Here is a 24,422-nt window from a genome sequence, read left to right as displayed (position 1 = left end):
CGCTCGTTTTTTTTCGGGAGAAAATCAAATTATGGCAGTTACTTATAATTTCAGTGCAGGTCCGGCGATGTTACCGACTGATGTTATGTTGAAAGCACAACAAGAGTTTATCAATTGGCAAGGTCAAGGGTGCTCGGTGATGGAAATGAGCCATCGTAGCAAAGCGTATATTGAGGTTGCTGAGCGTGCTACTCATAATTTGCGAAAGCTATTAGCCGTTCCCGATGATTATCAAGTACTGTTTACCCACGGCGGTGGAAGAGGGCAATTTTCAGCTGTGCCGTTAAATCTATCAGCTGTTGGAGATCATGCTGATCACTTAGTAACGGGCTCTTGGTCAAAAGGAGCTGTGAACGAAGGGAACAACTATTTAACTGCAGATGTTGTCGGCGGCATCGAAGAAGTCGATGGCCTTACTCAAGTTCAGTCTCAAAGCTCTTGGAAACTCAACGACAAAGCCGCATATTTCCATTATTGCCCTAATGAAACTGTGGAAGGTATTGAAATAAATGAAGTGCCCGATACACAAGGCGTGCCTATAGTAGCAGATATGTCTTCAAATATTCTGTCGAAACAAATTGATATCAATGATTACGCAGTGATTTACGGTGGGGCACAAAAGAACATTGGTCCGTCGGGTTTGTCAGTAGTCATTGTGCATAATAGCATGCTGGACAAAGCACGAATCGAGACTCCTTCGATCCTAAATTATAGTTTGATCGCGAAACACGATTCCATGTACAACACACCGCCAACATTTGCCTGGTATTTAGCCGGTTTAGTGTTTGAATGGTTGCTTGACTTAGGTGGTGTTGCCGAGATCGAAAAGCGCAATAAAGAAAAATCTGATTTGTTATATCACGCCATTGATATCAACGATTTTTACTCAAATCGCGTTGCAATTCAAAATCGTTCGCGGATGAATGTTCCTTTTCATTTAGCAGACACGAAATTAGATGCTTTATTTCTAGAAGAGTCGGAAGCTGCGGGTTTGAAGGCACTGAAGGGGCACAGAATAGTTGGCGGCATGCGCGCCAGTATTTATAACGCTATGCCCATTGAAGGGGTTAAAGCGTTAACCGACTTTATGAACGATTTTGCTAGAAGGAATGGATAAAACATGCAACAACTAAGACTTGAACCTATTTCAAAAGTACAAGGTACGGTAAATGTACCAGGTTCAAAGAGTTTATCTAATCGAGCACTTCTATTAGCCGCTTTGGCAAAAGGCGAAACCACGCTGACAAATTTACTTGATAGTGATGATATTCGTCACATGCTTGATGCATTGAGTCTGTTGGGGGTTTCTTATCAACTGAGCGAAGACAAAACCCAATGTATTGTGCAAGGTAACAATGGGGTATTTAATAGTAACGGCAAGATCGAAATGTTCTTAGGGAATGCCGGAACAGCGATGCGCCCCCTGTGCGCTGCATTAGCAGCCTCAAATGGTGAATATATTCTCACTGGCGAACCGCGTATGGAAGAACGTCCTATTGGTGCTTTGGTTGATGCCTTATCTCAAGCTGGCGCTGAAGTACGCTACTTAAAAAATGATGGTTATCCGCCACTCAACATCAAAGGTAAAGCTTTATCAGGTGGTAAAATTCAAGTGGACGGTAGTGTTTCTAGTCAGTTTTTAACTGCAGTACTTATGGCGGCACCGTTATTTTCTGAAGATAGCGAAATTGAAATTATCGGAGACTTGGTTTCAAAACCTTATATTGACATTACACTAGACACCATGGCCAAATTTGGTGTTAAAGTTGAAAATAACGACTACCAAAGTTTTAAAATAACCGGTAATCAAACCTATCAATCCCCGGGCACATTTTTAGTTGAAGGGGATGCGTCATCTGCGTCTTACTTTTTAGCTGCAGGTGCGATTAAGGGCGGTACGGTAAAAGTTACAGGGGTAGGCGCGAAAAGTATTCAGGGTGATATCAAGTTTGCGGATGTATTATCGGCAATGGGCGCAAAAGTGACTTGGGGGGATGACTTTATCGAAGTGACAGGTGCACCGTTGAAAGCCATTGATATGGATATGAATCATATTCCAGATGCTGCAATGACCATTGCCACTACTGCTTTGTTCGCCACTGGTACCACCAAAATGACGAATATTTATAACTGGCGTGTAAAAGAGACTGATCGTCTCGCGGCTATGGCCACTGAATTACGTAAATTAGGCGCTACGGTTAATGAGGGACATGATTTTATTGAAGTTACCCCTCCAACACAATTACAAGAAGCGGAAATAGATACTTACAATGATCACCGGGTTGCCATGTGTTTTTCATTGGTAGCATTAAGTGACACTGCTGTGGTGATCAATGATCCAGCTTGCACCGCAAAAACGTTTCCTGATTACTTTGAGCGATTTGCTAGCATCAGTGACTAAAATCGATACACTAAAATACATCAGAGATGACTTAGGTCATCTCTTTTTTATTATAAGTCCTAATTGTTTCGTTAAAATTGTGCTTTATATCAACGCTTTATACGCTAAATAGATAGCTTGCATTGCTTAAGTTTTGTTAACGAGTATAATTCCGCCCGATTTTTTAATATAGCTCAGGAGAGCACATGCAAGTAACACCTGTCATCACCATCGATGGCCCTAGCGGTGCAGGAAAGGGAACATTGAGTGCATTATTGGCAAAATCATTGGGTTGGAACTTTCTGGATAGCGGTGCGATTTATCGAGTATTAGCCATTGCGGCAATTCATCATCAAATTGAAGCCGATGATGAAGACGCATTGTTGCCTTTAGCCAGTAGTTTAGATGTTAATTTCACTACTTCTGATAAAGGTAGTAAAATTATCCTTGAAGGCGAAGATGTAACCTATGAAATTCGTACAGAAGAAGTAGGCAGTATCGCTTCTCAGGTCGCCTCTTTGCCGAGAATTCGTGAAGCGTTATTAAGACGCCAACGCGCTTTTCGCGAAGAACCCGGTTTAGTTGCTGATGGTCGTGATATGGGAACCGTGGTATTTCCTAATGCAGAAGCCAAGATTTTCCTTACCGCCAGTGCTGAAGAACGGGCGCAGAGACGCTATAACCAGTTGAAAGATAAAGGCCATGATGTTAATATTGCGCGCCTTTTGACCGATATCAAAGCCAGAGACGATAGAGACGCTAACCGAAGTGTTGCTCCTTTAGTACCTGCTGATGACGCATTAGTACTTGATTCTACCCATATGAATGTAGAGCAAGTCCTTGAAAAGGTTAAAGAATTCGTTGGTTCAAAACTTAGTGTCCAACGTGCTCTTTGATTGCTCTACCCGCCAGATAAAGGATGAAGCTGGTTTTGAATAACAACCCCACGTTAATCGGATTTTTCGTGGATACACTTAAAAGTAACTATTAAAGTAATCTATGACTGAAAATTTTGCTGATCTATTTGAAGAAAGTTTAAAAGAACTTGAAACACGTCCTGGTGCCATCGTTAAAGGTACTATCGTATCAATTGATAAAGACATAGTTCTTGTTGATGCAGGTCTTAAATCTGAAAGCGCAATTCCCGTTGAGCAGTTCAAAAACGCTGAAGGCGTGCTTGAAGTTGCTATTGGCGACCAAGTAGATGTTGCTCTAGACGCGGTTGAAGACGGTTTTGGTGAGACTATCCTTTCCAGAGAAAAAGCTAAGCGTCATGAAGCTTGGGTTGAACTGGAAAAAGCTTACGAAGAAAAAGAAACCATCATTGGTGTAATTAATGGCAAAGTCAAAGGTGGCTTTACTGTTGAAGTGAATACAGTGCGTGCATTCTTGCCTGGTTCATTGGTTGATGTTCGCCCAGTACGCGACACAACTCACCTTGAAGGTAAAGAATTAGAATTTAAAGTTATCAAGTTAGACGCTAAACGTAACAACGTTGTTGTTTCTCGTCGTGCTGTTATCGAAGCTGAAAGCAGTGCAGAGCGCGATCAAATACTTGCTAACCTTGAAGAAGGCCATGAAGTTAAAGGTATCGTTAAGAACCTTACTGACTACGGTGCATTCGTTGACCTAGGCGGAGTAGACGGTCTACTTCACATTACAGATATGGCTTGGAAACGCGTTAAGCACCCAAGTGAAATCGTTAACGTTGGTGACGAAATTAACGTTAAAGTATTGAAGTTCGACAAAGAGAAATCACGTGTTTCTCTTGGTATGAAGCAAATGGGCAGCGATCCTTGGCAAGAAATTGCAAACCGTTACCCTGAAGGCTCTAAACTATCTGGTGCGGTTACTAACCTTACTGACTACGGTTGTTTCGTTGAAATCGAAGACGGTGTTGAAGGATTGGTTCACGTTTCTGAAATGGATTGGACTAACAAGAACATCCACCCATCTAAGGTTGTTAACCTAGGTGATGTTGTTGAAGTAATGGTTCTTGAAATTGATGAAGAGCGTCGTCGTATTTCTCTTGGTCTTAAGCAATGTAAAGCTAACCCTTGGGAAGAATTTGCGAAGTCTCACGAGAAGAACGACAAAGTTAGCGGTAAGATCAAATCTATCACTGACTTCGGTATCTTCATCGGTCTTGACGGTGGCATCGATGGTCTAGTTCACTTGTCTGACATTTCTTGGAACAAGACTGGCGAAGACGCTGTTCGTGAATACAAGAAAGGTGATGAAATCTCAGCTGTGGTACTACAAGTTGACCCAGAGCGTGAGCGTATTTCACTAGGTGTTAAACAAATTGAAGAAGATCCGTTCAATAAGTATCTGACAGATAACAAGAAAGGTGCTATCGTTACTGGTAAGGTTACCGCTGTAGACGCTAAAGGTGTTACGGTTAACTTGGCAGAAGAAGTAGATGGCTACGTTCGTGTTGGTGATTTGACTGTAGAACGTTTAGAAGATGCTTCTGAAGTTGTTAACGTTGGTGATGATCTTGAAGCCAAATTTATGGGCGTAGATCGTAAAAACCGCGTTGTTAACTTGTCAGTTAAAGCGAAAGACCAAGCAGACGAAAAAGAAGCTATCGAGAAAGTAAATCAACAGCCAGATGATGCTGGATTTGCTAACGCGATGGCAGAAGCATTCAAAGCTGCTAAAGGCGAAGAATAAAGCTCATACTCAGGCACTTGAACTAAAGTGCCTGTTTGTCAGTCTCATCGGTATAGTATTTTTTGAGTAACGGAGATTTCCAATGACTAAATCTGAACTTATTGAAAGACTTGCCGATAAAGCTCGTCACGTTCCTGCTAAGGATGTTGAGTCTGCAATTAAAGAAATGCTAGAGCAAATGGCGCAAACTCTGCAAAAGGGTGAACGCATAGAGATTCGAGGCTTTGGTAGTTTTTCGTTGCATTTTCGTGCTCCCCGCATAGGTCGTAATCCTAAAACCGGTCAAACTGTTGAACTTGAGGGAAAATATGTTCCTCATTTCAAGCCTGGTAAAGAATTACGTGAACGCGTTAACGAAGGTCTGGCACATTAAGCTTATTTATTTAAAAAAACGGCACTCTTTTTAGAGTGCCGTTTTTGTTTGGGTGACAAATAGGTGAATAGTTTTGTACTATAACCCTTGCTAGACTTAAATAGCGTCTTCCCCTAACAATTTGAGGTTTAAGATTGAAAATATTCCTGATCGTTATCATTTTCATTATTATCATGCTAGTAGCATCACTCTTAGGTGCTAAAAATGATCAAGCAGTCATGTTTGATTATCTAATGAGCTCTATGGAAATGCGCCTTTCAATTTTATTAATGGCTTTTTTCGCTGCTGGCGTTATTTTCAGTTCGTTGGTTTTCACCCTGATCTGGCTTAAATTAAAATGGCGTATCAACAGGTTACAAAAACGTAATCGTACAACCGACATTGCAAGTAGTTAATCTGGATGCTTGAATTACTTTTTTTACTCTTACCTGTTGCTGCCGGTTATGGTTATGTTATGGGGCGCAATAGCGTTCGACAAGCACAACGAAAACAGTCCAGCATTCTTTCCCGTCATTATTTTAAAGGGTTAAATTTTTTATTATCAGATCAACCGGATAAAGCCGTTGATACCTTAATGAAAATGATGAGCCTAGACAGTGATACCGTCGAAACCCATATCGCCATGGGCAATTTCTTTAGACATCGAGGTGAGCTCGATCGAGCTATTCGTGTCCATCAAAATTTGGTCAGTAAACAAGAACTTTCCGAATCTCAAAATAGGCAAGCTCTTCGCGAACTGGGCAAAGATTACATGATGGCCGGTTTTTTAGAGCGTGCAGAAAATGCGTTTTTAGAACTTTTAGACAGTGACAAACATTTTTTAGACGCTCAGCAACAATTATTTAGTATCTATCAAACCACTAAAGAATGGGATAGAGCCATAGAGCTAGGCGAGCGCATGATGGATTGCCATGGTGACACTGACGAGTTGTGCGTTCGTATTTCTCATTTTTATTGTGAGCAAGCTTTAAAAATGATTAAAGCAGAACAATATGCTGAAGCCGAAAATTCTCTGCAAAAAGCGATATCAGCCTACGAGCATGGAGTACGACCTTGGTTAATTTTGGGTGATCTGGCGATACAACAAGCGGATTACCAAAAAGGTTTTGATTATTTGAAAGAAATTCCTGTTCGTGATATCAGTTGGTTTAGTGAGGCTGTGCCTAAATTAGAAGAGTGTGCAGCTAAACTAAATGATGACGATCAGTTAGAAGCGGTTTTAGATTTATATTGGCAGCAGTGTGCGACATCCTATCTTGCAAAAGTCAAATTGTTAGCTAAAAAGGAAAATACTGAAACAGCCGAAACGGTATTGTTCGATCAGTTGAAAAAAACACCTACCATGAAAGGCTTCAAAACCTTAATGGGCTTTTTCATTGAAGACGAGGTAGATGATAAAACCCGCGAAAGCCTAACCATGGTTAAGGGATTAGTAGAAGAACAGATTAACATGCGGCCAAAGTATCGTTGTTTGAGTTGCGGATTTTCGGGACGTCAAATACATTGGTTGTGTCCATCATGTAAAAAATGGGGCGTGGTCAAACCAATAAAAGGATTAGACGGAGAATAGTCGATTTATGAGTGATACAAGAGTCATCGTTGCTTTAGATTTTGATAATCGAGCCAAAGCGTTAAATTTAGTGAGTCAACTTGATAGTGATTTATGTAAACTTAAAGTTGGCAAAGAAATGTTTACTTATTTTGGACCTGAATTTGTTAAGGAGTTGGTGAAAAGAGGGTTTGATGTATTTTTGGATCTAAAATTCCATGATATTCCTAACACAGTGGGTAAAGCCTGTTTAGCGGCAGCGGATTTGGGAGTATGGATGTTGAATGTACACGCTTCTGGTGGTCCGAAAATGATGGAGAATGCCAAAACTCAATTAGCTTCCCTTGGTGATGACCAACCTAAACTCATTGCGGTAACTGTGCTGACAAGTATGGAGCAAACCCAACTTAGTGCTATTGGTATACAAGATTCTCCAGAACAACAAGTTTTACGTCTTGCAAAGTTAACCAAAGAGTGTGGATTAGATGGGGTTGTGTGCTCTGCACAAGAAGCGCCGATTTTGAGAAATTCATTAGATAACGACTTTCTGTTAGTTACCCCGGGTATTCGACCGATGGGAACCGACAAAGCTGATCAGCAACGAGTTATGACACCTCCAGAGGCTATTTTAGCTGGTGTAAATTACATGGTAATTGGTCGGCCAATTACCCAAGCAATAGATCCACTTAGGGCGCTGCTTGATATAAACTTATCCATCGCTTAATTGAATGTATATGGAAACAAAAAAGCTGCATTAAAAATGCAGCTTTTTGAATCTTTAGAACCTATACATGTTTTAGCAATGCATTACATCTCTAATGCCGCACTTGCATCCATATATTCTAGGTTTAATTCTTCACCTAATGCATCAACAACTGCTTTGTAGGTGACTTTACCTTTGTGCACGTTTAAACCATTTAACAAGTGAACATCGTCTAACATCGCTTGCTTAGGCCCTTTATTTGCCAAGGCTAAACCGAAGGGCAAGGTTGCATTGTTTAATGCCATAGTCGAAGTTCTAGCGACACCGCCTGGCATGTTTGCAACGCAATAATGTACAACGCCATCAACGACATAAACAGGATCTTGGTGAGTGGTGGCTTTTGACGTGGCAAAACAACCACCTTGATCAATTGCTACGTCAACCACGACAGAACCTTCTTTCATATTGGTGATGTGTTCTTTGCTTAAAAGCTTCGGAGCTGCTGCTCCAGGAATTAAAACAGCTCCAACCACTAAATCTGCTTTTGACGAATAGTAATCGATAGCATCAATGGTTGAATAAACGGTTTTTACTTGGTTGGCAAAGATATCATCTAATTCACGTAGACGGGGTAATGACCGATCTAGAATAGTAACATCTGCACCCAGACCAATGGCCATTTTCGCAGCATTGGTACCAACTACACCGCCACCAATAACTAAGACTTTGCCAGGCGCTACACCGGGTACGCCACCAAGTAGTGTACCGCTGCCGCCTTGTGCTTTTTCAAGATAATGGGCACCGGCTTGCACAGCCATTCGTCCAGCTACTTCACTCATGGGCGCTAACAAAGGCAATCCGTTTCTATTATCTGTCACTGTTTCATACGCGATACAGGTTGCGCCAGAAGCAACTAATAACTCTGTTTGCACTGGATCTGGGGCAAGGTGCAGATAAGTGTACAGGGTTTGTCCTTCACGAAGCATCTTACATTCGTTTGGTTGTGGCTCTTTAACCTTCACAATCATCTCAGCTCGTGCAAAGATTTCTTCTGCGGTATCAATAATCACACCGCCAGCCGCAACGTACTGCTCATTATCAAATCCTATTGAAGCACCGGCATTGTTTTCTATCAGTACTTCGTGCCCATGTGTGACAAATTCTTTAGTCGCAGCAGGTGTTAGACCAACACGGTACTCATGATTTTTAATTTCTTTAGGAACTCCAATTAGCATTTTTAACCCAACCTTTTTTATTGTAAGAATTAGTGCGCAGTATATGCGACATTAAAAGAAGTTTTGTCCTGTAATTAATCAATTTGCAGTGTATTATATGGCAAAAAGCTCATTTCACGGATTAATATAATGTTAGTTAAGACCCCTAAACACCTCGATAGAATTGATCGTAACATTCTGATTGCATTGCAGAAAAATGGCAAACTCTCGAATGTTGATCTGGCTAAATCTGTCGGTCTTAGTGCTAGCCCATGCCTAGAGCGCGTAAAACGCCTAGAACAACAAGGATATATCACAGGATACTATGCGCAAGTGGATCCACAAAAATTAGGTGCTGCGATGTTAGTGTTTGTAGAGATAACGTTAACAAAAACCAGTGTAGATATTTTTGAAGAATTTTCTGCGGCAGTGAAAAAACATGATGATATTCAAGAATGTCATTTGGTTTCTGGCAATTTTGATTTTCTGCTTAAAGCTAGGGTGGCAGACATGTCGAGTTATCGTAAGTTACTTGGTGATACTTTACTGCGATTGCCAGGGGTAAGTGAGTCTCGCACTTACGTAGTAATGGAAGAAGTGAAGCATACTGCTCAAATTAAAATCAATCTGAAGTAAATCACGCCGATTGGTAATGCATTAGCTAGGATTTTGAGACTGTCACTGGTAAGGTATGGGTATAAAAATAATACCTAGAATTGAATTAAAGTTTTATGGCGCGTCTGACCGGAATACAACGAATAATGGAAGTGGGCATGATTTTATCATGTTCGTTCGCATTTTTTATTCTGCTTGCTTTAGCATCTTTTAATAGTGCAGACCCGAGTTGGTCGCAAGCGGGTTTTCAAGGAAATATCCATAATTGGGTAGGGCCAATTGGTGCCTGGTTTGCTGATGTGCTGTTTTTCAGTTTCGGGCGCTTTGCTTATATATTACCGTTTATAATTGCTTTCACAGGGTGGTTTTTATTTCAGCAAGTTAAACGAATAGAGCAAATTGACTATTTCACCATTGGCCTACGTATTATAGGTTCAATATTATTTTTAGTGGGTATCTCAGGTATTTTGAGCATTAACTTTGATGATATTTTCCACTTTTCCGCAGGCGGAATGGTTGGTGATGTCATAAGCAGTTCGTTGATCCCTTATTTCAGTCTAGTCGGCACGACTTTATTATTATTATGTTTTTTATTAACCGGTTTAACCCTTGTAACGGGGATTTCTCTTATTACGGTGGTTGATAAATTAGGTGAACTGAGCATTAAATCTGGAATATTTTTGTATCGCGCGCCTAAGCTTATCGAACAGAGCCCGATAGCAAGATTGTCTTTTAAGCCTTCCAATAAAGATGATAAAGAAAACGAGGTGGAAATTACCACCTTCAAAGCCGCTGAGCGCGCGACGCCAGTAGAACCATCCATAAGCATTCCTGATGAAATTTTTGAACAGTCTTCACCAGAACCAGAACCAGAGCCTAAGCCTAGTATTTTGTCTGTGTCCGAGCTTAAGAAGAAAATAACAGGTAAAAAAGATAAGCAAAGAGATGAGCAAGAGGGCGGCACTCAACAAGCGACTAATGATCATCCAAGCAAAGTCAAACCTAAACCTGCACAGAGCTCACATTCCGCCAACTTAAATGGAAATACACATTCTGCAACAGCAGGGGAGGGGGACGAATCACTAGGCCCACTACCATCTTTCGATTTATTGGAACGGGCAGATAAAGTTAAAAATCCGATTACTCAAGAAGAGTTGGATATGGTTTCGCGTTTAGTCGAAGAGAAATTACTCGATTTTAATATTGAAGCTAAAGTTGTGGGCGTCTTTCCAGGTCCGGTAATTACTCGCTTCGAGCTAGATCTCGCGCCTGGTGTTAAAGTTAGCCGCATCACTGCTTTGTCAAAGGATTTAGCCCGTGCTATGTCGGCAATGTCTGTGCGTGTGGTGGAGGTTATCCCGGGTAAATCGGTAATTGGACTTGAGTTACCTAATAAAAATAGAGAAATGGTACGGTTAAGTGAAGTGATTTCGTGCCAAGCATTTCAGGGCAACGAGTCCCCTTTGACTATGGTGTTAGGCGCTGATATATCTGGTAAACCTGTCATAGTTGATTTAGCAAAAATGCCCCATTTGTTAGTCGCAGGTACAACAGGTTCAGGTAAATCGGTGGGGGTTAATGTGATGATCCTTAGTCTGTTATACAAGTCTTCCCCAGAAGATGTGCGCATGATCATGATTGACCCGAAAATGCTGGAACTTTCGGTTTATGAAGGTATACCGCATTTATTATCAGAAGTTGTTACCGATATGAAAGAGGCGGCCAATGCCCTGCGTTGGTGTGTTGGAGAGATGGAACGCCGTTATCGACTGATGTCAGCGTTGGGGGTGCGAAACCTTAAAGGTTATAATGCGAAGGTTAAACAAGCCATTGAAGACGGCAATCCCATAAAAGATCCCCTTTGGCGCTTTGAAGAAAGCATGGAAACCATAGCGCCAGATCTTGAAAAACTACCCGCCATAGTGGTCGTAGTAGATGAATTTGCTGACATGATGATGATTGTTGGTAAAAAAGTGGAAGAATTGATTGCTCGTATCGCACAAAAAGCACGTGCAGCGGGGATCCATTTAGTGCTTGCTACTCAGCGTCCTTCTGTGGATGTGATTACAGGGTTAATTAAAGCCAATATTCCCACCAGGATTGCCTTCCAAGTTTCCTCGAAAATTGACTCTCGTACTATTTTAGACCAACAAGGTGCGGAGTCACTGTTAGGTATGGGTGACATGTTGTATTTGCCCCCCGGCACTGGCGTACCTACGCGAGTCCATGGTGCGTTTGTGGATGACCATGAAGTGCACGCAGTTGTAGCAGATTGGAAAAAACGCGGCGAACCCAATTATATTGATGAAATTCTTAACGGTGAAAGCAGTGCTGAAGTATTACTGCCCGGAGAACAGCCTGAAGGTTCAGATCAAGAGTTCGATGCGTTCTACGATGAGGCTGTGGCATTTATTACTGAATCTCGACGCGCATCCGTATCGAGTGTGCAACGTAAATTCAGAATTGGTTACAATCGCGCAGCACGATTAGTTGAACAAATGGAACAAAGTGGCGTCGTAAGTGCAGCGGGTCATAATGGTACTCGTGAAGTCTTAGCACCACCGCCACCGAAGGATTAAGTAAAATGAGAAGTAAATTAATCAAAATACCACATCTGTTCATTGGATTTTTGATGCTGATGTTAGTTATTACCGGTCAAGCTCTGGCCAATCAAGAAAATAGTCTTGAAGCCAGTGAACGTCTAAAACAAAAATTGTTATCGTTAAAAACCTTTACTGCGGGATTCGAACAACAGGTCACAGACGGTCAAGGAGAGTTGGTTCAAGAGTCCTCAGGTCAAATGACATTAAAACAACCCAACCTAATGATTTGGCAAGTGAATTCCCCAGATGAAAACTTAATGGTGGCAGATGGTACAACACTCTGGTATTCCGATCCTTTTGTTGAGCAAGTTACCGCGATTAATCAGGCCGATTCAGTATCTAACAACCCTATTGTATTATTGACTAATCCAAGTAACGAGCAGTGGTCAGAATTTACGATTACCTATTCTGATGATGTGTACAGCATTATTGCAATCTCTCCTGAGTCGCAAATTAGTGAACTAAAACTAAAGTTTGAAAATAATCAATTGAGTCAATTAAGCTTTATCGATCGTCAGCAGCAAACCAGCAAATTGACATTTTCTGATGTAAAACAAAATATTAAAATTAGTGAAGAGCAATTTATTTTTACCATCCCAGATGGCTTTGATTTGGACGATCAACGATAAAAATGGAATTGGACTTTAACGACACGCCATCATTTGAACCCTTAGCAGCAAGAATGCGCCCTAAAACCGTAGCTCAATATGTGGGTCAACAACATATTATTGGGCCGAATAAGCCGTTACGAAAATCGCTAGAAAATGGTAATTGCCATTCAATGATTTTGTGGGGACCGCCAGGGACAGGTAAAACCACACTAGCAGAGATTATTGCCAGTCATTGTGATGCCCACATCGAACGAATTTCCGCAGTAACCTCTGGTGTGAAAGACATTCGAAGTGCCATCGAAGTCGCCAAACAACACGCCATGGTAAAAAGTAAACGAACTATATTGTTTGTGGATGAAGTTCATCGGTTCAACAAGGCCCAGCAGGACGCTTTTTTACCTTTTATCGAAGACGGCACTGTGACTTTTATTGGCGCAACCACGGAAAATCCCTCCTTTGAACTAAATAACGCGTTGTTATCTCGGGCCAGAGTGTACGTTCTTCAAGCTCTGAGTACTGATGACTTACAGCAAGTCATTGAGCAGGCATTGCAAGACAAAGTGAATGGGTTAGGCAATCAATCTATTCAAATAGATACAGTTGCTCAGAAGCGACTAATTGAACTAGCCGGTGGTGATGCCCGTCGACTACTTAATTATTTAGAACTCAGTGTTGATTTTGCCGAAAATGGTATAGTGACTATTGACACTGTTGCCCTGGCAGTGGGAGAGAAAGTTTCTCAGTTTGATAAGGGGGGGGATTTATTTTATGACATGTTGTCAGCGTTTCACAAATCCGTTCGTGGATCATCTGCCGATGGTGCTTTATATTGGTATGCTAGAATATTAACCGCCGGTGGAGATGCACTCGCTGTTGCAAGACGTCTTTTAGCCATTTCCACCGAAGATATTGGTAATGCCGATCCTAGGGCCATGCAGGTGTGTTTAAATGCTTGGGATATCTACCACAGGGTAGGCGCTGCTGAAGGTGAAAGAGCCATCGCTCAGGCCACCATTTATTGTGCATGCGCAGCAAAGAGTAATGCTGTGTACACTGCTTTTAAAGCGGCGATGGCGGACGTTAAAGATAAACCAGACTATCCCGTTCCAGCCCATCTACGCAATGCGCCCACTAAAATAATGGCTGATCTGGGCTATGGCAAAGATTATCGATATGCTCATAATGAACCCCATGCTTATGCGGCGGGTGAAAGCTATCTGCCAGAAGAAATGCTGGATACTGAATATTATCAACCCGTTGAACGTGGACTTGAGACAAAAATTAAGGCTAAATTACGCTTTCTCAAAGATTTAGATGATAAACAGTAAAAAGGGCAATAAATGACGCACAGTATGGCTATTTATGGTTACATCGCTGCAGGTGGGGCAGTTGGTGCGTGTATGCGCTTTTTTCTTTCACAAATGATGTTGCAATGGTTTGGTAAAGGCTTTCCTTTTGGTACACTGCTGGTCAATGTAGTTGGTTCGTTTTTACTTGGCCTGGTATACGCTTTAATTGAACAGGGGCTAATAGAAATAGTTGTTTGGCGAACTGCAATTGGTATCGGTTTACTCGGTGCATTTACTACCTTCTCAACGTTCTCTGTGGATACTTTGTTGCTGATGCAACAAGGGCTTTGGTTGAAAGGGATCCTAAATATCGTTTTAAATATAACCTGTTGCTTATTGGCAGCATGGTTAGGAACGCAATTGGTTAAAGGTTAATAATTAACAGATGTTAGATCCAAAATACTTACGTAATGACATAAATGAAACAGCGGAAAAATTAAAACGTCGTGGTTTCACCCTTGATGTAGACGCATTTAATGCATTGGAAGAACGCCGTAAATCGTTACAAATGCATACCCAGGAATTGCAAAACGAACGTAATGTACGTTCTAAGTCTATTGGTAAAGCAAAAGCATCTGGCGAAGATATTGCGCCTTTGCTCGCTGAGGTTGGCAAATTAGGGGATGACTTAGATGCGGCAAAATCTGAATTAGCAGAATTGTTAGACGAGATCGCTGCTTGGTCTCAGGGGATCCCAAACCTGCCTGACGATTCGGTTCCTGTTGGCGTGAATGAAGACCAAAATGTTGAAGTGAGTCGCTGGGGAACGCCTCGGGAATTTGACTTTGAGGTAAATGATCACGTAGATGTGGCAGAAAAACTGGCAAAAGGCTTAGACTTTGAAACCGGAGTTAAACTTTCAGGTTCTCGTTTTGTTGTTATGCGTGGGCAAATTGCTCGTCTAAACCGTGCCCTTACACAGTTTATGTTAGATTTACATACCACTGAGCACGGTTACACTGAAATGTACGTTCCTTATTTGGTTAACGAAGCCAGCATGTTTGGTACAGGCCAGTTTCCAAAATTTAAGGAAGATGCGTTCCACACTATGCCTGCAACCGAAGAAGGCCAGGGGTTATCGTTAATTCCTACTGCAGAGGTTCCTTTAACGAATACCGCACGTGATGAAATATATAGCGCTGCAGATTTACCGATTAAATTGACCGCTCATACGCCTTGCTTCCGCAGCGAAGCCGGTTCTTATGGTAGAGATACCAAAGGACTTATTCGTAATCATCAGTTCGATAAAGTCGAAATGGTTCAGTTGGTTAAAGCAGAAGATTCTTTTGATGCATTGGAAGAGTTAACGGGGCACGCAGAAAAAGTGCTGCAGTTACTTGAACTACCTTATCGTAAAATGTTGTTGTGTACTGGCGATATGGGTTTTGGCTCCTGTAAAACTTATGATTTGGAAGTTTGGTTGCCGGCACAGAATACCTATCGTGAAATTTCTTCTTGTTCCAATATGTTGGACTTCCAGGCGCGCAGAATGCAAGCCAGGTATCGTAACCCTGAAACCAATAAACCAGAATTATTGCATACCCTGAATGGTTCGGGTTTGGCGGTAGGTCGAACACTAGTGGCTATTCTTGAGAATTATCAGCAGCAAGATGGGTCTGTCACCATCCCTAAGGTATTGGTACCTTATATGAATGGTTTAGACGTGATTTCAGTCAACTAAGTTAATCGCCATTATTAAAACAAAAATGCAGCATGGTTTATGCTGCATTTTTTATTTTAAGCCACGCAATCTGTTTGAATAACTACAAACATTTGGCTGGTTTAGGTAATCCTGCAATCTTGGTAGCTTGCTTCGCTGGACCTTTGGGAAACAAACGCTGTAAATAGCGGCTATTGCCTTTTTCAGGGCCGTATTCGTTGGCCATGGCTTTCACTAGTGCACGAATAGCAGGGCTGGTGTTAAACTCTAAATAAAAGTTCCTTACAAAGTTAACCACTTGCCAACGATTTTCGTCCAACTCAATATTTTCACCTGCAGCAATAATTTCAGCTAGTTCTGGCTCCCAATCATCTACAGATAATAAGTATCCCATTTTATCGGTGGCTATTTTTTTACTATTAAATTCGATGTAATGTTCCATTTATATTCTTTTACCAAGATATGACGTTATCGTACTCAAGCGTTAGGGCAACAAAACCACTATAATCGATTTGAGTAATTATTTTTTCAGCACACTCTACACCTCTAGCAATGCAGTCTGAGTTCAGGGCATAAACTTTTGAGGAACGTTGTAAAATGGGCTCCAATATAAGCTTAGAAGTTAACCCATAGACCGCATCTTCTACTAATAATATGCCGTCATGGGGTTCAACACGGGCTAACACGCTTATTAGATTCGATTGCGAAAATGGGCTGGCTGAAAATTTATGTAGGATCATGATAGTGTAATTGTATTATCAGATTTTAGAAGTTGAGCATTTAACTCTGATGGGGTTAAAAGCTGGCAACTTACATTTAACTGAGCTTTTTTAAGCCCCCGTGTGTGTAAACTTTCTTTGCAAACAAATATATTCTCTACGTCGTAGAATTCAAAGGCCCCGAAACTTTTAGCAAAATGTTTGTGTTCCACTTCACCTGGATTTTGTGAGTTGAGCAACTGAAATACCCCGTCATCGACAAAAAATACACTGACATTTTGGCCAAAACTAGCAGAAGCAAGAACTAAGTCCACCGACTCTTGACCGGCATGATTGGCCATTGGCGTAGATTGATTAATGATTGCCAGAGACTTCAAAATTGGATACTCCTGTCACTTTCATTAAGCATGCTAACAAGTTCTCCAATACCCACAGATTGAAATGGAGGATTAAGGTTATACTGGTTAGGTGTGTCATTTTGTATTGCATCTTGCTGGCTTAAAATGCCACGTCGATTAGCTGCTGTAACACATACCTGTAACGGGATTGTATATTTATCCGCTAATTTACACCATTTAGGATAAAGCGCTAATTCATCAGACAACATAGTTTGAAATGCATTAGCTACTTCCACGCCTGACTGATAAAAGAAAACGCCGGTTATACTGTGGCCGTTTTCTAGCGCCGCTTGAACAAAACGGTAGGCGCTGTAACAGCCTTGAGATTCAAGTGGGGAAGAGGTAACTATGATGCTGAAACTAGCCAAAAAACTGCTCCGTGGTTGTGGTGGCTTTTCTCGCCACATAAAAAAACACCCCAGCAAAGCTGAGGTGTTTTAGCATATCAAAAAATATTAATCGTCGCCGCCAAATGCACCAAGTAAGTGTAAAATAGAGGTGAACAAGTTATAAATGTTTAAATACATAGAAACAGTTGCACGGATATAATTGGTTTCGCCACCGTTCACAATTCGACTTGTATCGAACAAGATCAAACCTGACATAATAAACACGATTGCTGCGCTAATTGCTAAACTTAGCACTGGAATGCCTAAGAACAAATTAGCAAGACTGGCTACAACAGCAACAATTAGGCCGACCATTAAGAAACCGCCCATAAAAGAAAAGTCTTTTTTAGTGGTCAATACATAAGCCGATAAACCAAAAAACACCAACGCAGTGGTACCTAATGATTGCATAATGAGTGCTGAGCCACCCGGGAAAGCTAAGTAGTAATTTAGCATGGGCCCTAAGGAGCCGCCTAGCAAACCAGTAAAAGCAAAAACAAATAGAATTCCTTTCGAACTGTTTTCAACTTTATTTAAGAAAAATATCATAACCAATGCAGCCAGACTCATCATCATTGCTGCGCCTTGGCCAAGGCCCATCGCCATTGCTGCGCCAGCGCATACAGCACTAAATGCCAATGTCATTGCTAGCAGCATGTAAGTATTGCGAAGAACCTTATTGGTCTCCAATACTGACGGGCGTGAACCGACCCTGTCTATATGAGCATAACGATCTTGATCCATAAAAAAACCTCCAATAGGCATATAAAAGTGAGTGACTATGCAAAATGCATTAGTATTGTTTAATTAGTGTATTTGTATGGTGTTTGGTTCACTTTTTCAAGTGTTATCGTATTAACTCTTTGTAACAAACGATATTTCGTTGAAATAGCGAACAAATCGGACAAAGAAAGAGCACTTGAACAAAAAATTGCGTAATACCCTTTACAAGCAGCAAAAAGGTCATTAATATTCGCCCCACTTCGAAAGCGCTGAAACATTTAACTGAATAGTGACATGCTTTAGCAGATTATTGAAGTACACAATTCGGATAGCTGGCAGAGCCTGGTTTAATGCACCTGACTTGAAATCAGACGTACGGTCAAACGTACCGGGGGTTCGAATCCCTCGCTATCCGCCACATTAAAAAACCCGCACCTGTTGCGGGTTTTTGCTTTTCAAGCTCGAAGAAAAGGAAGCGAGGGTGAGAAGCCCCGCGGTTCGACAAATTTGTCGGGAACAAATTTGAACGCACGTAGTGCGGCCCCGAAGGGGTGTAGGGCAGGATGCCCGGAATAATCCCTCGCTATCCGCCATATTAAAAAACCCGCACCTGTTGCGGGTTTTTGCTTTTCAATCTCGAAGAAAAAGAAGCGAGGGTGAGAAGCCCCGCGGTTCGACGCTTTTGTCTATGTAGTGCTTATTCGGGCTAAAGCCCCACCTACAGGTGGGTTAGGCAATCTATTCAGTGCTTATTCGGGCTAAAGCCCGACCTACAGGTGGGTTAGGCAATCTATGTAGAGTTTATTCGGGCTAAAGCCCGACCTACAGGTGAGGTTAGGCAATCTATGTAGAGCTTATTCAGGCTAAAGCCCGACCGACAGGTGAGGTTAGGCAAACTATGTAGAGTTTATTCGGGCTAAAGCCCGACCTACAGGTGGGTTAGGTTGATTTTAATAACTTTTTGTTTAGATATTCCTAGTTAAGTATCAAATTAACCCTATACAGGATATTTTTAATCCCGCTATAATTACTATTCACATGTTTCCTCAAAAGGATTTTAGGATTTAGTCAGAATTTCGTTACCGTCTAACTGCTTAATTAAGCATTTGTTTCGCACTCTTTTTGTAACGAAGTCTAATGAATATATTGTTGTTGATTGATTTTGGGGTAAACCTTGATAAAACTGCTTTTAGTCGATGATCACGAACTGGTAAGAACGGGTATCCGACGAATTCTTGAAGATGTAGCTGACTTTAAGGTCGTTGGGGAAGTTAAAAACGGTGAAGAAGCGATTAAATTCTGTCGAAATTCGCCTCCAGATATTGTGCTTATGGACATGAACATGCCTGGTATTGGTGGTTTAGAAGCAACCAAGCAAATTATACATTATGCCCAAGATTCAAAAGTAATAGTGGTATCCGTCCACACTGAAAATCCTATTCCAGCAAGGGTGATGCAATTAGGCGCCTATGGTTATATAACTAAGGGCACTGATCCTCAAGAAATGGTTATTGCTATCCGTAAAGTATCTTCAGGTCAACACTATATTGCCCCCGAAATAGCTCAACAAATCGCCATAGGGCAATTAAATTTAAATGACGAAAATCCGTTTGATCAGTTATCTCGCAGGGAGTTAGAGATCACCATTATGTTAACCAAAGGAAGTCGCGTACCGGATATTGCCAATAAGCTTAATATCAGCGCCAAAACGGTTAACACCTATCGATATCGTATGTTCGAAAAATTAAACGTTGGCTCTGATGTGGAATTAACCCATTTGGCCCTTCGTCATAATTTAATTGATACGAATCAACTGTAAAAATTGGTATGACAGACAAAGCAGTCCCTTTTGATCACAAAGGCTTTTTAAAAAACCTCACTTCGAAACCCGGTGTTTACCGGATGTATAACGATAACAACGACGTTATTTACGTAGGCAAAGCTAAAAATCTTAAAAAACGAGTTTCGAGTTATTTTAGAACTAACGTCGATAGTATAAAAACTCAGTCGTTAGTTCGGCAAATAGCGGATATGGATGTGACTGTTGTGCATAGCGAAACAGAAGCATTTATTCTTGAAAATAATTTCATCAAAAAATACAAACCTCGATATAACGTAGTTTTACGTGATGACAAATCTTACCCTTTTATTTTCCTCTCTGAGCATAAACACCCACGATTAGCCCTTCATCGTGGGGCAAAGAAAGCTAAGGGAACGTATTTCGGTCCCTATCCCAGTGCATGGGCAGTGCGAGAAAGTCTTAGAACCATGCAAAAACTCTTTCCCATTCGTCAGTGTGAAGACAGTTATTACCGGGCCAGAAGCCGTCCGTGCTTGCAATATCAACTAAAGCGGTGTGCAGGACCTTGTGTAGAAGGTTTAGTGTCTGATGAGGAATATAATGAACAGATTAAACTTGCTACCTTATTTTTAAAAGGCAAAAACCAACAAGTAATTGAAAGTTTGGTGAATAGGATGGAACTGGCCAGCAGTGAACTACGTTTTGAGTCTGCTGGACGATATCGCGATCAAATTAGTGCTTTGAATAAAGTACAAGAGCAGCAGTGGGTGAGTGGCAATGAACAAGAAATGGATGTGCTTGGATTTGTTTATCGAAATGGCATCGCTAGCATTCAGGGCTTGTTTATTCGCGATAATAAATTATTAGGTAGTAAGAGTTTCTTTCCCAAAGTGCCTAGCCAAACTACTGAAATGGAAATTTTACAGTCCTTTGTTCTACAGTTTTATTTAGCCGGTAATAAAACCATACCGAAACAAATCGTTATGCCCATGGGGTTAGAAGATGAAGACGCGATTACTGAACTGTTAAGCGCCGAAGCCGGCTATAAAGTCAAGTTCTACAAAGGCGCAAGGGACGAAAAAAAACGCTATTTACAATTGGCTATGACCAACGCTGAAAATGCATTAGAAGCCAAACAAAACCAACAAAAATCGGTATTTGCCCGATATTTAGAATTGGAAAAAGTACTGGAGTTGGAACAGCCAATTCAGCGAATGGAGTGTTTCGATATCAGTCATACGTCTGGTCAGCAAACCGTTGCTTCATGTGTGGTGTTTAATCGTGACGGACCATTTAAAACCGATTACCGTCGTTACAATATCGAAGGAATTACGCCAGGTGATGATTATGCGGCTATGGCACAGGCACTAAGTCGGCGATATAAACAACCCACTGATGAATCAAAAATTCCTGATATTGTGTTTATCGATGGTGGTAAAGGGCAATTAGCGCAAGCAGAAGGGCACTTTGAAAATTGGAAAGCTGCGAAAAAACCCTTATTAATTGGCGTAGCTAAAGGAACCAGTCGAAAACCTGGTCTAGAGACTCTTATTCTTGCTGGGAATCATGATACTATACCTATGTCAGCCGATTCCCCAGCATTACATTTGATTCAACATATTCGAGATGAATCCCATCGTTTTGCTATTACCGGTCACCGACAACAGCGTCAAAAAGCCAAACGCACTTCGGTTTTAGAGTCAGTACCGGGAGTGGGCGCGAAGCGACGCCAGAGTTTATTAAAGTATATGGGGGGGATCCACGGCGTCTTAAAAGCTAGCCGAGACGAAATATCCCGAGTTCCTGGAATTAGTGAAGAGCTTGCAGATATTATTTATGAGCATCTGCATTCTTAAACAATTTCAAAAATGAGCCAAATTCCAAGACGACCTAAATTCAAAGGTTGCAAAACAAAGTAAAGGTTAGAAAGAAGTATGTGGACAATTCCAAATATTATCACCATGTTACGAGTGTTACTCATCCCTGTTTTTGTGGTGGTGTATTTTCTTGATTGGGAGTGGGCCAGGCAAGCAGGAGCATTTATATTCTGGTTTGCTGCGTTAACCGATTGGTTTGATGGTTATTTAGCGCGTAAATTAAAACAATCTTCAGCATTTGGAGCATTTCTCGATCCTGTCGCAGATAAATTAATTGTTGCCGCTGCCTTAATAATGATTACCCATAGTTACAATACTGTGTGGATTACTATACCTGCAATTTTATTGATGTCTCGGGAAGTATACGTTTCAGCATTGCGAGAATGGATGGGACAACAGGGTAAACGAGATATTGTTGCAGTGTCGTTTATTGGTAAAGCAAAGACCATGGCGCAAATGCTTGCTTTAATCGGTTTGTTATCAGAAATGGACTATTTTATGGGATACCCCATTTATTGGGTTAAATTAGGATACGTCTTATTATATCTTTCAACTATATTATCCACTTGGTCGATGCTTTCTTACACAGTGGCTGCATGGAAAAGTTTAACCAGTTCTAATCAATCTAGTACAAAATAAACGCGGTTTGCTCGAAATTGATGCGTTTAAGTCATTTTTCGTGCAAACAGTACAAAATCATCATTTTTGTTGTTGACAGTTATCTCTTTGAATGTAAAATGCACGCCATCATTTAGCGAGAGCCAAATGTAATTAACTGAAAAGATATTTAAAAGCAGTTAAATGCGGGAATAGCTCAGTTGGTAGAGCACGACCTTGCCAAGGTCGGGGTCGCGAGTTCGAGTCTCGTTTCCCGCTCCAAATTGGCGGAATGGCAGAATGGCTATGCAGCGGATTGCAAATCCGTGGATCTCGGTTCGACTCCGGGTTCCGCCTCCATAAAGCCTCCTCATAATACATGAGGTACTGCTAAAACCCCTCACAGGTTATGTGAGTTCATCCGATGCCCGGGTGGTGAAATTGGTAGACACAAGGGATTTAAAATCCCTCGATCGTAAGATCGTGCCGGTTCAAGTCCGGCCCCGGGCACCATTCTCTGGCTCTATCCCATTACTAATAACCTCAAAGTTAAATTCCTAAACATTCAAATTCAAAACATCATGTAATTCGTGCAGGATGAGTTGTAGGCGGTGGCTTTAGCCCCGCGTTAATTGATATCAAATTCACGGCCTAAAGACCGTGCTACAGCATTTATGTTGAATTAAATGTTCACGGCCTAAAGACCGTGCTACAGCTTTATGTTGAATTAAATGTTCACGGCCTGTAGGCGGTGGCTTTAGCCCCGCATTAATTGTTATCAAATTCACGGCCTAAAGACCGTGCTACAGGATGCTTGTTGCATAGCGTTGGGATGTGTTTTACTCTGCTTTCCTTTATTCGAGACCTAACTGGCAATCGTTAACAACTTTTTCTGCTTGCCATCATTATTGGGGAATTATCGCGATGCACTTTGTGCGCTACTGGAAAAATATTTTACAAGATACCGCTAAATTGTGGTTAGATGAAAATGCGTTTAGCTATGCTGGTGCATTGGCTTTTTACACGCTATTTTCATTAGCACCTATCGTTATCATAGCGGTGACGGTTATTGGTTTAGTGCTAGGTGAAGACGCTGCCCAAGGACAAATAGTTGCTCAGTTCGCAGACATTATGGGGAAAGAAGCGGCTGAGGTTGTTGAACGTACTGTGAGTCAATCTCGAATTGAAGCGTCTGGTATTTTACCAACCTTACTTGGAGTAGGGGCTTTGATGCTCGGTGCAACTACGGTATTTGGTCAGATGCAATATTCTCTCAATTCAATTTGGGGAGTTACGGCTAGTCCTGATCGAAACGGTTTATTTTTACTTGCTAAGAAACGTCTTTTTTCGTTAATGGTGGTGCTATCCATCGGTTTTGTTTTACTTGTTTCTCTACTTCTTGGTGTTGCATTGCGGGCTGTACTTAATTTTACTGCCGAGTTTTTGCCGTTCGTTGAGATGTTGTTGGGCAGTGCTGAGTTCATTGTTTCTTTGGCCATGATTGCACTCCTATTTGCTACTATTTTTAAAGTGTTGCCTGATGTCAAACTCAGTTGGAAAGACGTGATGGTGGGAGCCTTAGTCACAGCTGTACTGTTTTCGTTGGGCCGTTACGGTATCGCCGCATATCTTGCATATACCGCTACCGCATCAGCATACGGAGCCGCCGGCTCTGTGGTGATTATATTGCTGTGGGTATATTACTCATCGCTAATATTGTTATATGGTGCGGCTTTCACCCGTGTTCATCTTGTTGCTAGGGGGAAGGAGATAGTGCCTCGCAATACCGCTGTACGAGTGGATAAACGCTTAATGTCTTAACCCATTACTGTTATTAATTTAGCGTCAAACCGATCAGCACTGGGGGGCGAATAATTGCACACTTTTTGTGCTTATAACGAGCCCCTAACTGCTTTTTGTCGTTTATTTAGGTGTAAAACTTTGTTTTAAGTAAATCATTTCATTAAATTGATGACTGGCGTTAAAAAGCTAAAGTAAACATAGGTTTTTTGAAGTTTTTTTGGGGTAATTAGATTAAACTTAATTAACAAAGTCCTTGGCTAAAGTATGTTTGGCGCGAACCTTGCTGGTTCATAGTCATAAATCTACGACAAGGTGACATGTTACTGGTTGATATTAGGCTTACACCTGAAACAAAGAATCAACCAGTTCTTCAACATCACGG

Annotated in this window: 24 protein-coding genes and 4 tRNA genes; 22 read left to right on the top strand and 6 right to left on the bottom strand. The window is 41.4% G+C overall.

Going from position 1 to position 24,422, the window contains the following annotated elements:
- Window positions 1–31: 31 nt before the first annotated feature.
- The 8 genes from serC to pyrF all read left to right on the top strand — a co-directional run bounded on the left by serC (window position 32) and on the right by pyrF (window position 7,702).
- The gene (gene serC / locus Q4574_RS05055; protein ID WP_303472219.1) at window positions 32–1,117 is read left to right on the top strand and encodes a 3-phosphoserine/phosphohydroxythreonine transaminase; all 1,086 of its coding nucleotides are present in this window, start codon (window positions 32–34) and stop codon (window positions 1,115–1,117) included.
- Between the two features lie 3 nt (window positions 1,118–1,120).
- A complete protein-coding gene (gene aroA / locus Q4574_RS05050; RefSeq protein WP_303472217.1) occupies window positions 1,121–2,401 on the top strand; it encodes a 3-phosphoshikimate 1-carboxyvinyltransferase in 1,281 nt (426 codons plus the stop codon).
- Window positions 2,402–2,586: 185 nt separating this feature from the next.
- Window positions 2,587–3,276 (top strand): (d)CMP kinase, encoded by a 690-nt coding sequence (gene cmk, locus Q4574_RS05045; RefSeq protein ID WP_303472216.1) that lies wholly within the window; start codon window positions 2,587–2,589, stop codon window positions 3,274–3,276.
- 103 nt (window positions 3,277–3,379) lie between these two features.
- On the top strand, window positions 3,380–5,056 hold the full coding sequence (gene rpsA / locus Q4574_RS05040) for a 30S ribosomal protein S1 (RefSeq protein WP_303472214.1): 1,677 nt from the start codon (window positions 3,380–3,382) through the stop codon (window positions 5,054–5,056).
- 82 nt (window positions 5,057–5,138) lie between these two features.
- Window positions 5,139–5,429 (top strand): integration host factor subunit beta, encoded by a 291-nt coding sequence (gene ihfB / locus Q4574_RS05035; protein ID WP_303472213.1) that lies wholly within the window; start codon window positions 5,139–5,141, stop codon window positions 5,427–5,429.
- A gap of 134 nt (window positions 5,430–5,563) precedes the next feature.
- Complete coding sequence (locus tag Q4574_RS05030; protein ID WP_303472211.1) at window positions 5,564–5,824, top strand: LapA family protein; 261 nt, start codon at window positions 5,564–5,566, stop codon at window positions 5,822–5,824.
- Window positions 5,825–5,829: 5 nt separating this feature from the next.
- Entirely contained in the window at window positions 5,830–6,999 is a 1,170-nt protein-coding gene (lapB, locus tag Q4574_RS05025) for a lipopolysaccharide assembly protein LapB (RefSeq protein WP_303472209.1), read from the top strand.
- Window positions 7,000–7,006: 7 nt separating this feature from the next.
- Complete coding sequence (pyrF, locus tag Q4574_RS05020) at window positions 7,007–7,702, top strand: orotidine-5'-phosphate decarboxylase (RefSeq protein WP_303472207.1); 696 nt, start codon at window positions 7,007–7,009, stop codon at window positions 7,700–7,702.
- Between the two features lie 83 nt (window positions 7,703–7,785).
- Here pyrF and ald read toward each other — a convergent pair whose 3' ends face one another.
- Complete coding sequence (gene ald, locus Q4574_RS05015) at window positions 7,786–8,916, bottom strand: alanine dehydrogenase (protein WP_303472206.1); 1,131 nt, start codon at window positions 8,914–8,916, stop codon at window positions 7,786–7,788.
- 129 nt (window positions 8,917–9,045) lie between these two features.
- On the opposite strand from ald, the gene lrp reads away from it, so the two are divergent.
- The 6 genes from lrp to serS all read left to right on the top strand — a co-directional run bounded on the left by lrp (window position 9,046) and on the right by serS (window position 15,754).
- Complete coding sequence (gene lrp / locus Q4574_RS05010; protein WP_303472204.1) at window positions 9,046–9,531, top strand: leucine-responsive transcriptional regulator Lrp; 486 nt, start codon at window positions 9,046–9,048, stop codon at window positions 9,529–9,531.
- A 95-nt stretch (window positions 9,532–9,626) separates the two neighbouring features.
- Window positions 9,627–12,089: a DNA translocase FtsK gene (locus Q4574_RS05005; protein ID WP_303472202.1), complete on the top strand. Its 2,463-nt coding sequence runs from the start codon at window positions 9,627–9,629 to the stop codon at window positions 12,087–12,089.
- Between the two features lie 5 nt (window positions 12,090–12,094).
- Window positions 12,095–12,742, top strand: a complete 648-nt coding sequence (gene lolA, locus Q4574_RS05000; RefSeq protein WP_303472201.1) for an outer membrane lipoprotein chaperone LolA — start codon at window positions 12,095–12,097, stop codon at window positions 12,740–12,742.
- A gap of 2 nt (window positions 12,743–12,744) precedes the next feature.
- Window positions 12,745–14,052 carry a replication-associated recombination protein A gene (locus Q4574_RS04995; protein WP_303472200.1) on the top strand — a complete coding sequence of 436 codons (1,308 nt, stop codon included), beginning with the start codon at window positions 12,745–12,747 and terminating at the stop codon, window positions 14,050–14,052.
- Window positions 14,053–14,064: 12 nt separating this feature from the next.
- Window positions 14,065–14,448, top strand: a complete 384-nt coding sequence (gene crcB, locus Q4574_RS04990; protein WP_303472198.1) for a fluoride efflux transporter CrcB — start codon at window positions 14,065–14,067, stop codon at window positions 14,446–14,448.
- 10 nt (window positions 14,449–14,458) lie between these two features.
- Complete coding sequence (gene serS / locus Q4574_RS04985; RefSeq protein ID WP_303472196.1) at window positions 14,459–15,754, top strand: serine--tRNA ligase; 1,296 nt, start codon at window positions 14,459–14,461, stop codon at window positions 15,752–15,754.
- An 82-nt stretch (window positions 15,755–15,836) separates the two neighbouring features.
- Here the strand turns inward: serS and Q4574_RS04980 are convergent, their stop codons facing one another.
- The 5 genes from Q4574_RS04980 to Q4574_RS04960 all read right to left on the bottom strand — a co-directional run bounded on the left by Q4574_RS04980 (window position 15,837) and on the right by Q4574_RS04960 (window position 17,983).
- Window positions 15,837–16,175, bottom strand: a complete 339-nt coding sequence (locus Q4574_RS04980; protein WP_303472194.1) for a TusE/DsrC/DsvC family sulfur relay protein — start codon at window positions 16,173–16,175, stop codon at window positions 15,837–15,839.
- 10 nt (window positions 16,176–16,185) lie between these two features.
- A complete protein-coding gene (tusB, locus tag Q4574_RS04975) occupies window positions 16,186–16,473 on the bottom strand; it encodes a sulfurtransferase complex subunit TusB (RefSeq protein WP_303472193.1) in 288 nt (95 codons plus the stop codon).
- Complete coding sequence (gene tusC / locus Q4574_RS04970) at window positions 16,470–16,829, bottom strand: sulfurtransferase complex subunit TusC (protein WP_303472192.1); 360 nt, start codon at window positions 16,827–16,829, stop codon at window positions 16,470–16,472. Before tusC ends, tusB begins: the two co-directional genes overlap by 4 nt.
- Complete coding sequence (gene tusD / locus Q4574_RS04965) at window positions 16,826–17,218, bottom strand: sulfurtransferase complex subunit TusD (RefSeq protein ID WP_303472191.1); 393 nt, start codon at window positions 17,216–17,218, stop codon at window positions 16,826–16,828. The genes tusC and tusD overlap by 4 nt, the downstream gene beginning before the upstream one ends.
- 87 nt (window positions 17,219–17,305) lie before the next feature.
- Entirely contained in the window at window positions 17,306–17,983 is a 678-nt protein-coding gene (locus Q4574_RS04960) for a Bax inhibitor-1/YccA family protein (RefSeq protein WP_303472189.1), read from the bottom strand.
- 305 nt (window positions 17,984–18,288) lie between these two features.
- Between Q4574_RS04960 and Q4574_RS04955 the strand changes: the two genes are divergently transcribed.
- From Q4574_RS04955 to Q4574_RS04920, 8 genes are all read left to right on the top strand, one after another.
- A tRNA-Ser gene (locus Q4574_RS04955) sits at window positions 18,289–18,380 on the top strand.
- Between the two features lie 756 nt (window positions 18,381–19,136).
- Window positions 19,137–19,781, top strand: a complete 645-nt coding sequence (gene uvrY / locus Q4574_RS04950; protein WP_303472187.1) for a UvrY/SirA/GacA family response regulator transcription factor — start codon at window positions 19,137–19,139, stop codon at window positions 19,779–19,781.
- 8 nt (window positions 19,782–19,789) lie between these two features.
- Window positions 19,790–21,619, top strand: a complete 1,830-nt coding sequence (gene uvrC / locus Q4574_RS04945; protein WP_303472185.1) for an excinuclease ABC subunit UvrC — start codon at window positions 19,790–19,792, stop codon at window positions 21,617–21,619.
- Window positions 21,620–21,697: 78 nt separating this feature from the next.
- A complete protein-coding gene (gene pgsA, locus Q4574_RS04940; RefSeq protein ID WP_303472184.1) occupies window positions 21,698–22,279 on the top strand; it encodes a CDP-diacylglycerol--glycerol-3-phosphate 3-phosphatidyltransferase in 582 nt (193 codons plus the stop codon).
- 164 nt (window positions 22,280–22,443) lie between these two features.
- Window positions 22,444–22,519, top strand: a tRNA-Gly gene (locus Q4574_RS04935).
- Window positions 22,520–22,523: 4 nt separating this feature from the next.
- Window positions 22,524–22,597, top strand: a tRNA-Cys gene (locus tag Q4574_RS04930).
- Window positions 22,598–22,663: 66 nt separating this feature from the next.
- Window positions 22,664–22,750: transfer RNA gene (locus tag Q4574_RS04925), tRNA-Leu, on the top strand.
- A 411-nt stretch (window positions 22,751–23,161) separates the two neighbouring features.
- Window positions 23,162–24,058 carry a YihY/virulence factor BrkB family protein gene (locus Q4574_RS04920; RefSeq protein WP_303472182.1) on the top strand — a complete coding sequence of 299 codons (897 nt, stop codon included), beginning with the start codon at window positions 23,162–23,164 and terminating at the stop codon, window positions 24,056–24,058.
- Window positions 24,059–24,422 lie beyond the last annotated feature (364 nt).

Origin of the sequence: Aliiglaciecola sp. 3_MG-2023 (assembly GCF_030548205.1) — a bacterium.
Classification (GTDB): Bacteria; Pseudomonadota; Gammaproteobacteria; order Enterobacterales; family Alteromonadaceae; genus Aliiglaciecola.
Note: the sequence above shows the minus strand (reverse complement) of the source record. Positions and strands in the feature narration are given on the sequence as shown.